The organism is Kitasatospora sp. NPDC089913 (assembly GCF_044748625.1).
Taxonomy (GTDB): domain Bacteria; phylum Actinomycetota; class Actinomycetes; order Streptomycetales; family Streptomycetaceae; genus Kitasatospora.
Window position 1 is genome coordinate 599,132 of record NZ_JBIVGI010000001.1, and the last position, 13,357, is coordinate 612,488.

At 69.2% G+C, this 13,357-nt stretch carries 11 protein-coding genes and 1 tRNA gene; 2 read left to right on the top strand and 10 right to left on the bottom strand.

Going from position 1 to position 13,357, the window contains the following annotated elements; genetic code table 11:
* Positions 1 to 34: 34 nt before the first annotated feature.
* Positions 35 to 1,678, bottom strand: coding sequence for a VWA domain-containing protein (locus tag ACIPYS_RS02680; RefSeq protein WP_400742172.1), 1,644 nt, complete (start codon positions 1,676 to 1,678; stop codon positions 35 to 37).
* A 29-nt stretch (positions 1,679 to 1,707) separates the two neighbouring features.
* The gene (locus ACIPYS_RS02685) at positions 1,708 to 2,841 is read right to left on the bottom strand and encodes a substrate-binding domain-containing protein (RefSeq protein WP_159425020.1); all 1,134 of its coding nucleotides are present in this window, start codon (positions 2,839 to 2,841) and stop codon (positions 1,708 to 1,710) included.
* A 274-nt stretch (positions 2,842 to 3,115) separates the two neighbouring features.
* On the opposite strand from ACIPYS_RS02685, the gene pyk reads away from it, so the two are divergent.
* On the top strand, positions 3,116 to 4,546 hold the full coding sequence (gene pyk, locus ACIPYS_RS02690; protein ID WP_093862444.1) for a pyruvate kinase: 1,431 nt from the start codon (positions 3,116 to 3,118) through the stop codon (positions 4,544 to 4,546).
* 43 nt (positions 4,547 to 4,589) lie between these two features.
* Here pyk and ACIPYS_RS02695 read toward each other — a convergent pair whose 3' ends face one another.
* Positions 4,590 to 5,360, bottom strand: a complete 771-nt coding sequence (locus ACIPYS_RS02695) for a transcriptional regulator (protein WP_400742176.1) — start codon at positions 5,358 to 5,360, stop codon at positions 4,590 to 4,592.
* A gap of 119 nt (positions 5,361 to 5,479) precedes the next feature.
* Positions 5,480 to 5,552 (bottom strand) — tRNA-Leu (locus ACIPYS_RS02700).
* A gap of 100 nt (positions 5,553 to 5,652) precedes the next feature.
* Here ACIPYS_RS02700 and ACIPYS_RS02705 point away from each other — a divergent pair.
* On the top strand, positions 5,653 to 6,309 hold the full coding sequence (locus ACIPYS_RS02705) for an ANTAR domain-containing response regulator (RefSeq protein ID WP_030307471.1): 657 nt from the start codon (positions 5,653 to 5,655) through the stop codon (positions 6,307 to 6,309).
* 71 nt (positions 6,310 to 6,380) lie between these two features.
* Here the strand turns inward: ACIPYS_RS02705 and ACIPYS_RS02710 are convergent, their stop codons facing one another.
* From ACIPYS_RS02710 to ACIPYS_RS02735, 6 genes are all read right to left on the bottom strand, one after another.
* Entirely contained in the window at positions 6,381 to 7,097 is a 717-nt protein-coding gene (locus ACIPYS_RS02710) for an ABC transporter ATP-binding protein (RefSeq protein ID WP_093862446.1), read from the bottom strand.
* The gene (locus ACIPYS_RS02715; RefSeq protein ID WP_093862447.1) at positions 7,094 to 7,939 is read right to left on the bottom strand and encodes an ABC transporter ATP-binding protein; all 846 of its coding nucleotides are present in this window, start codon (positions 7,937 to 7,939) and stop codon (positions 7,094 to 7,096) included. Before ACIPYS_RS02715 ends, ACIPYS_RS02710 begins: the two co-directional genes overlap by 4 nt.
* A 7-nt stretch (positions 7,940 to 7,946) precedes the next feature.
* Positions 7,947 to 9,884, bottom strand: a complete 1,938-nt coding sequence (locus ACIPYS_RS02720; protein ID WP_400742182.1) for a branched-chain amino acid ABC transporter permease — start codon at positions 9,882 to 9,884, stop codon at positions 7,947 to 7,949.
* Positions 9,885 to 9,889: 5 nt separating this feature from the next.
* Positions 9,890 to 10,819, bottom strand: a complete 930-nt coding sequence (locus ACIPYS_RS02725) for a branched-chain amino acid ABC transporter permease (RefSeq protein WP_093862448.1) — start codon at positions 10,817 to 10,819, stop codon at positions 9,890 to 9,892.
* Positions 10,820 to 10,951: 132 nt separating this feature from the next.
* Positions 10,952 to 12,184, bottom strand: a complete 1,233-nt coding sequence (locus ACIPYS_RS02730) for a branched-chain amino acid ABC transporter substrate-binding protein (RefSeq protein ID WP_093862449.1) — start codon at positions 12,182 to 12,184, stop codon at positions 10,952 to 10,954.
* A 547-nt stretch (positions 12,185 to 12,731) separates the two neighbouring features.
* On the bottom strand, positions 12,732 to 13,145 hold the full coding sequence (locus tag ACIPYS_RS02735) for a PaaI family thioesterase (RefSeq protein WP_045940274.1): 414 nt from the start codon (positions 13,143 to 13,145) through the stop codon (positions 12,732 to 12,734).
* Positions 13,146 to 13,357: the final 212 nt, after the last annotated feature.

The following is a 13,357-nucleotide window of genomic DNA, read 5'->3' on the forward strand; positions in this document are numbered from 1 at the left end:
CCCACCGGCCCCGTCGGGACCGCCCCCGCCACCGCTACTGGTAGCCACGAATCTCCTCGAACGCCCCGTCCAGCGAACCCGTCCCGTCGAACAACTTCCCACCGGTCAGATCCGCGATCCCCTGCAACTGCTCCTTCGCGGCATCACCGAACAGGATCGGGAACACCGGCGTCGCCTTCTGCACCGACGACAACCCCCCGTAGAACGTCCGGAAATCCTTGTCCGACGCCCCCTCGTTGCTCTCCCCGTCCGTCATCAGCACGATCGACGTGAACCGGTCGTCCCCCGCCGCCGACTGCTGCCGCTGGATCACCCGGTACGCCTCCTGCAACGACGAGTACACCGCCGTCCCACCGTCCGCCGACAACGCCTGCACATCCCCGTTGATCGACGCCAACTCCTGCTGCGCCCCCACCCCGCTCGGCACCGAGTGCGTCTTCGTCGACTTCACCTTCGAGGCGAAGGAGATCAACGTGACCTCCTCACGGTCCCGGAACCGCCGCACCCCCCGAGTGTCGTCCGCACCCGTCAACCGGCCCATCGCCGACTTCAGCGAACTCAGCCGCTGCCCGGCCATCGAACCCGACGTGTCCAGCACGTACACCGTGCGCGAAGGCCGACGCAGCTCGTTCTGGTACGAGGACAACAACCCGTCCGCCACCGCCCGGGTACCGGGGAACGGCAGCTCGTGCCGCCGGTCCGTCGGCAACCCCGCCGCCGGAGCCACCCCCGCCGTCACCGGACGGCGCAGCGTCAGCTCGGAGATCCGCTTCTGCACGTCCTCCTTCAGCAGGTAGGAGGTCAGCCGCTGAAAAGACTCCCGCTCCCGCTGCTGCGAAGAGCTCAGCAACGTCAACGGATAGTTGCCCGAGACCACACCGTCGACCGGACGGACCACGGTGAGCTGCTGATCGGCCGCCAGCGTCTTGTTCAGCGACAACAGCACCGACTCGTAGTTCACCAGCGCGCCGATCGAACCCCGCTCCGCCCGGCCGTACGCCTGCGCCAGCCAGCCCGAAGAGCCGGACGTCAGCCTCTGGCCGGCGAAGAACTGCTTCAGCTGCGGCGTCGCCTTCTGCACATCGGCCTCGGTCAGCGCCGAACTCGCGCCGGAGAACGCCGAGGCCACCGACACCAGCGCGGAGAAACCCGAATTGGACCGCGACGGGTCCGCCATGCCGTACGACAGCTTGCCGCCGACCGCGGCCTCCGCCAGATTGCCCCAGGTCACCTTCGAACCGTCACCCCAGCCCAGGTCGCCCAGCACCGCCGAACGGATACCGAAAGCCACCGGCGAGGCCATGATCGGAGTCTCCGAGAGCAACTTCGACTTGCTCCCCTCGTCCAGGTGCAGATACTGGTTCGACGGGAACCAGATCGCGTCGTACTTGCCGTCCGTCCGACCCGCGGACACCGCGTCCGCACCGTCCAGCGAACCCGTCCAGGCGAACTGCACCGTCACCCCGGTGGCCTTCTGCGCCTCCTCCAGCACCGGCGCCATGTCCTGCAGTTCACTGCCCGCCAGCACCCGCAGCACCCCCGGCTGCGCGCTCGGCGCGGGCGCGTCGCTCGGCCCGGGCTTCGGCGGCGGCGCCGGCGACGACGTGCACGCCGCCACCGAGGTCGCCACCAGCAGCGCCAGCCCGGCCATCAGGCCCCGCACACCACTCCTGCGCATCGTGCCCGCTCCCGTTCCCATGTCCCCCGTCACCCGTTCTTGGTCGCGTTGACCAGGCTCGTCATGACCTCCGGCGTCGGCACCGTGGCCTGCGAGATCTTGGCGTCCCGCAGGTCGGGCGCGAACGCGAACAACGGCTTCGGCCCGCCCGGCTGTGCGCTCTGGACCCGGGCGGCGAACTCCGCCGCGCCCGCCGCGTCGGCCGGCCGGAAGCCGTACCGGAGCTCCTGCTCGCGCAGCGCCGGGTCGGTGGCCAGCGCGTCGGCGAGCAGCTTGCCCTTGTCGTTCAGGGCCACGATCGTGTGGTCGGACACCACGGTGGTGTCCGGGTAGAACATCACCATGTCCGGCGGGGCCTTCTGCTTCAGGACCAGTTCGAGCACCTGGGACTCGTACGCCAGGACCAGCGGGCGGCCGTTGCCGGACACGAAGTCCATGAACGGTTCCTCGGTGGAGTTCTTCATGACCCCCTGCGGGGTGATGACCGCGCGCAGCTTCGTGCCGATCGGCGCCGTCACCCCTCCGGGCTCCGTGATCACCTGCCCGCCGTTCAGCAGGTAGGACACCATGGCGAGATACAGGGCGCCCGAGGAGGACGTCTCCGGGTTGGTGGTGGTCAGGAAGATGGATCCGACGAGGTCGCCGGGCTTCTTCTCCGCGGGCGGCTTCGGGAGCTGCTGCCAGGTCCGCTTCTCGTCGATGCCCCGGAGGAACTCCTGCATCGAGAACTTGCAGACGTTGCTCTTCTCGTCGCAGGAGGCCAGGTTGTTCTCCTTCAGCACCTCGGCGGTGTCCTGGCGGGTGACGATCACCAGCGGCGAGTAGAACGGCCGGGTCGGGGTGCTCTTCAGCTGGTGGTCCGCCTTGATCGCCTCGGCGGGCTGCTGGCTCGCCGGGAAGACGAAGTCCAGGTTGTCGTTCTTGAGATCGCCCATCTGCCAGGAGCCCGCGCTCTGGGTGTTCACCACCAGGCCGCGGGCCTTCAGCGCATCCTTGACCTTCTGGTCCCCGAAGAACGCGCCCTTCTCCGAGCCGACCATGCCGGTGAGGGTGACGACCTTGCCCGGCCCGGGAGTGGGATCGTCCTTCGATCTGTTCAGGACCGCGACGACCAGACCCCCGAGTACCAGAAGTGCCGTCAGTACTCCGATCACGCGCTTCATTCCGGAAGCTTCCCCCCTCGTCACAACGTTCATGGCCCACCCGGGTGACGAGCGTCCCGCCGGGCCGGGAGCGGGGGCGTAAGTCCCGGTGAACCAGGGGTGAACAGCCCTTCACGGAATCGCATCGGGGATCGAGCGGGGGCGGACCGCCGGGAACCTCTCGCACTTCGGTCCGACGTTGTGTCAGATTGTTCAACTCTCCTTACGGCAACGGCCATCCGGTTGTCCGGACCGGCATCGACGTTACGCGCCGGTAATGCCTACTCTCAGCACTATGCGCCGAGCAAAAATCGTCTGTACCCTCGGGCCAGCCACCGACACCTACGACCAGATCAAGTCCCTGGTCGACGCCGGGATGGACATCGCCCGATTCAACCTGAGCCACGGCTCCCACATCGAGCACGAGGAGCGGTACCGCCGGGTCCGCAAGGCCGCCGACGAGAGCGGCCGCAGTATCGGCGTGCTCGCCGACCTTCAAGGCCCGAAGATCCGCCTCGGAACCTTCGCCGAGGGCCCCGTACTTCTCGAACGCGGCGACGAGTTCACCATCTCCACCGACAAAGACGTCGACGGGGACCAGAACGGCTGCGGCACCACCTACCCCGGCCTCGCGGAAGACGTCACCGCCGGTGAACGGATCCTCGTCGACGACGGCCGGGTCACCCTCGAGGTCGTCGAGGTCGACGGCCCCCGGGTCCGCTGCCTCGTCGTCGAGGGCGGCCTCGTCTCCGACCACAAGGGCCTCAACCTCCCCGGGATCGCCGTCTCGGTGCCCGCACTCAGCGACAAGGACGTCGCCGACCTGCGCTGGGCCCTGCGGACCGGGGCCGACCTGATCGCACTCTCCTTCGTCCGCAGCGGCCGCGACGTCGAGGACGTCCACCGGGTCATGGACGAGGAAGGGCGCCGGGTCCCCGTCATCGCCAAGATCGAGAAGCCGCAGGCGGTGCAGAACCTCGACTCCATCGTCGACCGCTTCGACGGCATCATGGTCGCCCGCGGCGACCTCGGCGTCGAGATGCCGCTCGAAGTCGTGCCCATGGTGCAGAAGCGGGCGGTCAAGCTCGCCCGCCGGAACGCCAAGCCGGTCATCGTCGCCACCCAGATGCTCGACTCGATGATCAACTCCTCGCGCCCCACCCGCGCCGAGGCCTCCGACGTCGCCAACGCCGTCCTCGACGGCACCGACGCGGTGATGCTCTCCGGCGAGACCTCCGTCGGCAAATACCCCTCCGAGACGGTCCGCACCATGGCCCGGATCATCGAGGCCGCCGAACAGGACGTGCTCGCCGAAGGCCTGCCCGTCCTCACCCCGAGCAACAAACCCCGCACCCAGGGCGGCGCCGTCGCCCGGGCCGCCGCCGAGATCGGCGACTTCCTGCACGCCAAGTACCTGATCGCCTTCACCCAGTCCGGCGACACCGCCCGCCGGCTGACCCGCTACCGCTCACCGATCCCGGTCCTGGCCTTCACCTACGAACCCGCCGTCCGCAGCCAACTGGCACTCACCTGGGGCGTGGAGACCTTCCTCGGCCCGTTCGCGCCCACCACCGACGAGATGGTCGAACAGGTCGACGCCGCGCTGCTCTCCCTGGGCCGCTGCGAGAAGGGCGACATCGTCGTCATCACCGCCGGCTCCCCGCCCGGCCTGGCCGGCTCCACCAACCTCGTCCGGGTCCACCACGTGGGTGCCCTGGACAACTGACGCGGTCCGGTGCGGCTCCGCCCTGGGCGGAGCCGCACCGGGGTCAGTGCTTGGGGCCGATGTGGGCGTCCATGAGCGCCACGGACTCCTTGCGGGCGACGGAGACGTTGATCTGGCCGGTCGGTCGGGGGGCCGTGGCCTTCCACTGGACACCGACCGCGTCGAGGGTGTCGGTGAAGAGGCGGACGATGTCGGTCGAGGTGTTGGTGAAGAAGTAGCGCGGGTACTCGTAGCGCTTCGGGACGCCACCGACGGTCCGGGTCGTCCAGTTGGTGATCCGGCAGCCGTCGGAGTGGATCAGGCCGCGGAGGAATTCCCAGGGGTGGGCGTCGACGATCTCCTGCTGCCAGGGCTCGAGGGCTATCCGACGTAGGTGCTTCGGGCCGGGACCGTGTTGGGGGATCAGGCAGGGCCAGTGCTTGCTGGTGCCGACCACGCTGGTGCAGCCGGTGGCACGCACACGCGTGACCTTGTTTCGTGGCATGACGGCGGCCATTGCTCGCTCGCACTCGTTGATCAGGCCCGGCCAGTTGTTGCCGCAGGCGATTCGGAGGGCATGGACTTTGCGTCGGCCCTCACTGATACAGCCGTCGCCGAGGTAGAGGCCGAGAAGATAGGCGTAGTCGGCCCGGGGAACGGACGGGCTCGGTCGGCCGGAGGGTGCCGGGCAGTCGTTCGGCTTGCGGGGATCGGGTTGTGTGGTCCACTGCCGGACCGCATAACGGGAGATCCCGGTGGCGCGGCTCACCTGGCTGAAGGTCAGGCCGGACGCATGGAGGTCGAGGGCGCGTTGCCGTGCAGCCGTGTCGTACATGTGCCCGAGCCTGCGCCGCTCGGGCGTACATCATTGGGGGTCATGCGAATCTTCATTCGAAGTGATGAAGATCGCCAACCGTTGGGCCGATTTTCATGACCTTGGAAATGAAGGAAAAGTGCCCCGGGTGGGATTCGAACCCACGCTGTATGGTGTTTGAGACCATGGCCTCTTCCGCTGGGCTACCGGGGCAACCGCTGAATCGAAGGTTTGCTCCGACCCTGCTTGGTCTCAAACATACCGTGTCTAGGTACCCTCGTGCATGCAGTACCCCGCCGGAACGAGGAGCCCCGTGAGCACCGCCGACGAGCAGGCAGAGCCGCTTGAGACCGATTCGCCCCAGATCACCCGCATTGTGATCGCCGAGGACGAGGCGCTGATCCGCCTCGACCTCAAGGAGATGCTGGAAGAGGAGGGGTACACCGTCGTCGGCGAGGCCGGGGACGGGGCGACGGCGGTCCGGCTGGTCCAGGAGCTGAAGCCGGACCTGGCGATCCTCGACGTGAAGATGCCGGTGCTGGACGGGCTGTCCGCGGCCGAGCAGATCCACGAGGCGCACCTGGCGCCGGTGCTGATGCTGACGGCGTTCTCGCAGCGCGAGCTGGTGGACCGGGCGCGGGACGCGGGCGCGATGGCGTACATCGTGAAGCCGTTCTCCAAGAGCGACCTGGTGCCGGCGATCGAGATGGCGGTGTCCCGGTACACGGAGATGCGGACGCTGGAGGAGGAGATCGCGGATCTCACCCAGCGGCTGGAGACCCGGAAGCTGGTGGACCGGGCGAAGAGCGTGCTGCAGACGAAGTTCGGGCTGAACGAGCCGGCCGCGTTCCGGTGGATCCAGAAGACCTCGATGGACCGCCGGATGACGATGGCGGCGGTGGCCGAGGCCGTGATCGAAGAGGGCGAGGCCCAGGACAAGAAGAAGGCCGAGGAGGCCGCGTCCGAGTAGTCGGCGGGCGGAGCGTACGGCGGAGGGCCCGGCACACTCGTGCCGGGCCCTCCGCCGTACGGGCGGGGAGGTCAGTCCTCGCCGAGGTAGGCCTTGCGGACCGACTCGTCGTGCAGGAGGTCGGCGCCGGTGCCCTGGAGGACGATGCTGCCGATCTCCATGACGTAGCCGCGGTCGGAGAGCGAGAGCGCGGCCTGGGCGTTCTGTTCGACCAGCAGGATGGTGGTGCCGTCGGCCTTGAGTTCGACGATGGTCGCCATGATCTTCTGCATCATGAGCGGCGAGAGGCCCATGGAGGGCTCGTCGAGCATCAGCAGCTTGGGCCGGGACATCAGGGCGCGTCCCATGGCGAGCATCTGCTGCTCGCCGCCGGAGAGGGTGCCGGCGGCCTGCTTGCGGCGTTCGCCGAGGATGGGGAAGAGGCCGTAGGCCCGTTCGACGTCCTTGGTGATGCCGTCGGTGTCGTTGCGCAGGAAGGCGCCGAGGAGGAGGTTCTCCTCGATGGTCATGCGCGGGAAGATGTGCCGGCCCTCGGGGGAGTGGGCCAGGCCCAGGGCGACGATCTTGTGGGCGGGGACGGCGGCGAGGGGCTGGCCGTCGAAGGTGATGGTGCCGGCGGTGGGCTTGAGCAGGCCGGACAGGGTGCGCAGGGTGGTGGTCTTGCCGGCGCCGTTGGTGCCGATCAGGGTGGTGACCTCGCCCTGGTTGACGGTGAAGCTGATGCCCTTGACGGCTTCGATCTTGCCGTAGGAGACGCGGAGGTCCTGGACTTCGAGGAGTGCGGTCACTGGTCGGTCTCCGTAACGGGGGTGGTGCCTTCGAGCGGGGCGCCGAGGTAGGCGGTGATGACGCGTTCGTCGTTCTGGACCGTCTCGCGGTCGCCCTCGACGATCTTCTGGCCCTGGACCAGCACGGCGGTGCGGTCGCAGAGGTTGAAGATGAAGCGCATGTCGTGCTCGATGACGAGGACGGAGACGCCCCGGTCGCGGATGGCGAAGACGAGTTCCTCGGCGGCGCGGGTCTCCTGCGGGTTCATGCCGGCGGTGGGCTCGTCGAGGAGCAGCAGGCCGGGGTCGGAGGCGAGGGCGCGGGCGATTTCGAGCTTGCGTTGTTCGCCGTAGGGGAGGTTGCGGGCGAGGTGGTCGGCCTTGCCGGCGAGGCCGGTGAACTCGAGGAGTTCCATGGCCTTGTCGCGGCTCTCCTGTTCGGAGCGGCGGTAGCCGGGGCCGCGCAGGACGGCGGAGAGGAGGCCTTGGTGCATGCGGCTGTGGCGGCCGACCTGGACGTTCTCGAGGACGGTCATGTTGGCGAAGAGCCGGATGTTCTGGAAGGTGCGGGCGATGCCGGCCTGGGTGACGAGGTGGGGTTTGGGGGGGAGGACGGTGCCCTGGTAGGTGACGGTGCCTTCGGTGGGGACGTAGAGGCCGGTGAGGCAGTTGAAGAAGGTGGTCTTGCCGGCGCCGTTGGGGCCGATGAGGCCGATGATCTCGCCGCGGCCGACGGTGAGGGAGACGTTGTTGACGGCGGTGAGGCCGCCGAAGCGCATGGTGACGCCGGAGACGTCGAGCAGGGTCTCGGTGGGGGCGGGTGCCGGTGCCGGGGTGGGGGCGGGGGCGTCGGTGGTGGTCATCTGTGGGTCACGCCCCTGCCTTGGAGAGGGCGACGGTGTCGCCGGTGGCCTGTGCCGGGATGTCGGCGTCGGCCTCGTGGAATTCGAGTTGGCGGCGCCGGTTGGGGATGAGGCCTTCGGGGCGGACCCGCATGAGGACGATGAGGGCGATGCCGAAGGCGAGCAGTTGGTAGTCGGCGAGGAATTCGAGCTTCTTCGGGATGAGGAAGAGCAGGGTGGCGCCGGCCAGGGGTCCGCTGATGGTGCCCATGCCGCCGAGGATGACGGCGGCGAGCAGGAAGGCGGAGTTGGGGGGGAGGGCTTCGGCGAAGGTGTACTGGTCGGGGGTGACGGTGTAGCTGACGTGGGCCTGGACGGTGCCGGCGAGGCCGGCGAGGCAGGCGCCGAGGGCGAAGGCGAGGAGCTTGAGGCGGAAGCCGTTGATGCCCATGGCTTCGGCGGCGGTCTCGTCCTCGCGGATGGCGACCCAGGCGCGGCCGATGCGGGAGTTGCCGACGCGGGCGAAGACGAGGACGACGAGGGCGGTGACGGCGAGCATCAGCAGGTAGTAGTTGGAGAACCGGCCGAGTTCGATGCCGAAGACGGTGGTGGGCTTGCCGAGGTTCCAGCCGAGGATTTCGAGGTCGGGGATCCGGGGGATGCCGTTGGAGCCGTTGGTGATCTTCGGGCCGGTGGTGCCGTTGAGGTTGAGCATGGTGATGCGGAAGATCTCGCCGAAGCCGAGGGTGACGATGGCGAGGTAGTCGCCGCGCAGTCGCAGGGTCGGGGCGCCGATGACGACGCCGAAGACCATGGAGACGACGGCGCCGGTGAGCATGGCGCCCCAGAAGGGGAACTGGACGTGGATCGGCGAGGCGGGGGAGCCGGAGACGAGGGCGGCGCTGTAGGCGCCGACGCCGAGGAAGGCGACGTAGCCGAGGTCGAGCAGGCCGGCCAGGCCGACGACGATGTTCAGGCCGAGGGCGACGGTGGCGAAGATCAGGATGTTGGTGGCGACGGAGGTGTACTGGTCGCTGGTCTGGGTGAAGGGGAAGCTGGCGGCGGCGGCGAAGGCGGCGCCGGTGGTGACGGTCTGGTACTTGACGGTGAGGGCGCGGAGCCGGGGCAGCAGGCCGGAGCGGCCGAACGCGGCGACGACGGAGGCGGCGAGCAGCAGGTAGCCGGTGAAGAGTTCGCCGTACTCGGTGTCGATGCCGAAGGTGATGGCGAACAGGGCGATGGCGAAGGCGACCACGATGAGGGCGACCTCGACCCAGGACGGCAGTTCGCGCGGGGCGGGCAGCGGCCGGTGGACGGTGCCGAGTCGCAGCCAGCTGTTGGCGGCGTGGCCGAGCTGGAGCAGGAGGACGGCGCCGGTGGCGATGGCGAGGCCGCCGGCGAGGGCGGTGAGTACGGGGGCGACCGGCTTGTCCTCGGGGATCGCGTGGGTGGCGACCCAGACGAGGGGGGCGATCGGGACGAGGAGGAACAGTCGCCGGTCGAGGATGCGCAGCGGGACGGCGGTGCGTCGGTCGAGCGGCAGGCCGAGGGAGCCGGCGAGGGCGAGCAGGGAGCCGGCGGCGAGGACCCAGCCGCCGGGTTCGAGGTTGGCGAGGCCGCCGAGGTCGGTGGAGATGGAGATCACCGAGAACCAGCCGACGGCGACGGCGCCGGCGGCGGCGAGGACGACGGCGTTGTTGCTGCGGCGGGGTGCGGCCCAGCGCAGGCCGGGGACGCCCTGGGTGGCGAGGAGGAGGACGAGGGTGGCGAGTCCGGCGGTGAGGGCGAGCCACTGGAGGCCGGCGGGGGAGCCGTAGTAGGTGAGGTCGCCGGGGTAGTCGGAGGTCCAGGTCCAGGCCATCAGGGCGGAGGCGGCGGTGGCGGTGGCGCCGAGGCCGGTGAGGAGGGCGGCGGTGCGGCCGGGGAGGGCGATGACCGGGGTGGTCTCGGTGCTGCTGGTGGTCATGGTGCTCACACCCTGTCCGAGACGCGCGCGCCGAGCAGCCCCTGGGGCCGGACGAGCAGGACGACGATGAGGAGTACGAAGGCCCAGACGTCCTTCCAGGCGCCGCCTCCGAAGAGGTGCATGCCGGGCAGGTGCTGGATGTAGCCGGTGGCGAGGGCTTCGGCGAGGCCGAGGGTGATGCCGCCGAGCATGGCGCCGTAGATGTTGCCGATGCCGCCGAGGACGGCGGCGGTGAAGGCCTTGAGGCCGAGCAGGAAGCCCATCCGGAAGTCGACCTGGCCGCTGCGCAGGCCGTAGGCGACGGCGGCGACGGCGGCGAAGGCGGCGCCGATGGCGAAGGCCATGACGATGATCCGGTCGGTGTCGATGCCCATCAGCTTGGCGGTGTCGGGGTCCTGGCTGGTGGCCTGCATGGCGCGGCCGGAGCGGGTGCGGGTGACGAACCAGCCGAGGGCGAGCATGCAGAGCGGGGCGGCGACGAGGAGGAAGATGTCGCTGCGCTGGATGGCGACGGAGCCGATCTCGAAGGGGTCGCCGGGGATCTTCGGGAAGACCCGGGCCTTCTTGGCGTCGGGGTAGAAGGCGAAGACGAGCTGCTGCAGGGCGATGGACAGGCCGATCGCGGTGATGAGGGGGGCGAGCCGGGGGGCGGAGCGCAGTGGCCGGTAGGCGAAGCGCTCGGCGGCGACGGCGGTGAGGGTGGAGACCAGGATGCCGGCGATCAGCATCAGCGGTAGGGCCAGCCACAGGGTGGTGCCGCCGGGGAGGGCGAGGTAGGCGGTCAGGGCGCCGAAGCCGCCGACCATGACGATCTCGCCGTGGGCGAAGTTGATGAGCTGGACGATGCCGTAGACCATCGTGTAGCCGATCGCGACGAGGCCGTAGAGGGCGCCGAGGATCAGGCCGTTGGCCAGCTGCTGCGGTAGGTCGTGCACCGCTGGGCCTCCGTTGTGCGTGTGGGGTGTCCGCGTGGGTGGTGGATGTGGGTGCGCGCGGGGGCACTCGTGGCGCCCCCGCGCGGTAACTCCGGTGTGCTGTGGCGTTCCTGATCCGGGATCAGGTGAGGGTCAGCCGCTGAACGTGCCGGACTTCTCCACGGCCCACTTGCCGTCCTTGACGGTGTAGACGGTGAGCTGCTTGTTGGTGGTGTCGCCGTACTCGTCGAAGGAGACCTTGCCGGTCACGCCTTCGAAGGAGACCTTCTGGACGGCTTCGACGACCTTGGCGCGGGGGCTGTCGGGCAGCTTGCCGTTGTTGGCGGTGACGACGGCCTTGACGCCCTGGATGATGGCCCAGGCGCTGTCGTAGGAGTAGCCGCCGTAGGTCTCGTAGGCGTCCTTGTAGCCGGCGGCCTTGTAGTCGGCGATGAACTTGGCGGCGGTCGGCAGCTGCTCGACGGGCAGGCCGACGGCGGTGGCGTAGTCGCCCTGGCCCTTGGGGTTGAGCTTGATGAAGTCGCCGCTCTGGATGCCGTCGCCGCCCATCAGCGGGATGCTGACGCCGGCGTCCTTGAGCTGGAGCGAGAGGGGGCCGGCGGCGGGGTACTCGCCGCCGTAGTAGACGGCTTCGGCGCCGGAGGACTTGACCTTGGTGACGACGGCGGCGAAGTCGCGGTCGTCGGGGTTGACGTGCTCCTCGCCGACGATCTGGCCGCCGTTCTTGGTGAACTGGCCCTTGAAGGTGGCGGCGAGGCCGGCGCCGTAGGTCTTCTGGTCGTCGATGAGGAAGACCTTGGTCTTCTTCGCGTCCTTGATCAGGAAGTCGGCGGCGAAGGGGCCCTGGACGGCGTCGGTGGTGGCGGTGCGGAAGTAGCTCTTGAAGGGGCGGGCCTTGACGCCGCTGGCCCACTTCTCGCCCTGGCTGAGGGCGACGCCGGTGTTGGCGGGGGAGATCTGGACGAGGTTGGCGTCGTTGAAGATCTGCTGCATCGACTGGGCGACGCTGGAGTTCAGCGGGCCGACGACGCCGATGACGTCCTTGTCGCCGACCAGCTGGGTGGCGTTCTGCTGGCCGGGGGCGGGCTTGCCGGTGTCGTCGAGGCCCTTGATCTGGAACTTGACGCCGGGGACCTCGTTCTTCTCGTTGGCCTGCTTGACCGCGAGTTCGACGGAGTTGCGGATGCCGAGGCCGAGGGCGGAGAGGTCGCCGGTGAGGGGGGCGTCGACGCCGATGGTGACGGTGGTGGAGCCGCCGGCCTGGCCGCTGTCCCCGGACTTCTTGTCGTCGCGGGAGCCGCACGCGGTGAGGCTGAGGGCGCCGATGACGGCAATGCTCACGACAACTGCTGAACGATGACGCACGGGGGGTCCCCTTCGGTTCAGGAGGGCGCCGCGCCTGAACGGCGGGAGCCTGGATGCGCGGTGGGCCTGGCCCATTCCGGTGGCGCGGTGACTGGCCGTGACTCTAGATGCCGGTCGGCGGCTCTGGCAGTGCTGCGGCGAGGCTGTGATTCTCTTGTTATGAGCACACGGAGAAGTCGTCTCAGCATGTGGTCGTTCCGGCTCGACCGGCTCGACCGGACCCCAGTGTTCCCGGGCCAACTCGCGCCATGTAAGGCGTAGAACGGCAGGTGACTCCTGAACTCACCGATTACCGGACAAGAGTGTCCGCGCTGTTGGAGTCGGGCGTATGCGTCCGAATATCGGACGTCGACGGCCGTCGGGCGCTGTTCTCGACCGGATCCGACCCCCCGGGGTCCTCGACTGCTCGGATTTCCTGCTTGTTACGCACGGTTACATCGCTCCGGATGGCCGGACATGCCACCGCCCCCTTGTCCAGACCAACGACTGCCCAGTGCTGTCGAAGGTCAAACAAGGGGGCGGGCAAGGGATTTGACGGAAATTTGGCTCAGAGGTCGCGCAGCATGCAGGTGAGGCGGCAGCTGGTGACCCGCTTGCCGGTGTCGTCGGTGATCGCGATCTCGTAGGTGGCGGCGGTGCGGCCCTTGAACACCGCGGTCGCCACGCCGGTGACCAGGCCCGAGGTCGCCGAGCGGTGGTGGGTCGCGTTCAGGTCCACGCCCACTGCGTACCGGCCCGGCCCGGCGTGCAGCATCGCCCCGACCGAGCCGAGCGTCTCCGCCAGTGCCGCCGAGGCGCCGCCGTGCAGCAGCCCGTACGGCTGCTGGTTGCCGTCCACCGGCATGGTGCCGACCACCCGGTCGCCCGAGGCCTCGACGATCCTGATGCCCAGCTTGTCGCCCAGCCGGCCGCCGGAGAAGGTGGCCGGGTCCACGCCGAGCTTGGCGAAGTGGTCCAGCATCTCCTGCGGGACGTCGATGAGGGGGGAGGCGTCGGCGCCGCCGGGCGCAGGGGCGGGCGCGGCGTCGGTGCCGGGCGCGGTGCCGGCGCCGGAGTCGGTGTCGGGGGCCGGATCGGTCATGGGGAGCTCCTGCCGCTCGGGGGTCGCGTCGTCGTACTGACTGTGATCGTACGACCGTCCTACTCGGCGGTAGTGGCGGTGGCGGGAGAAAA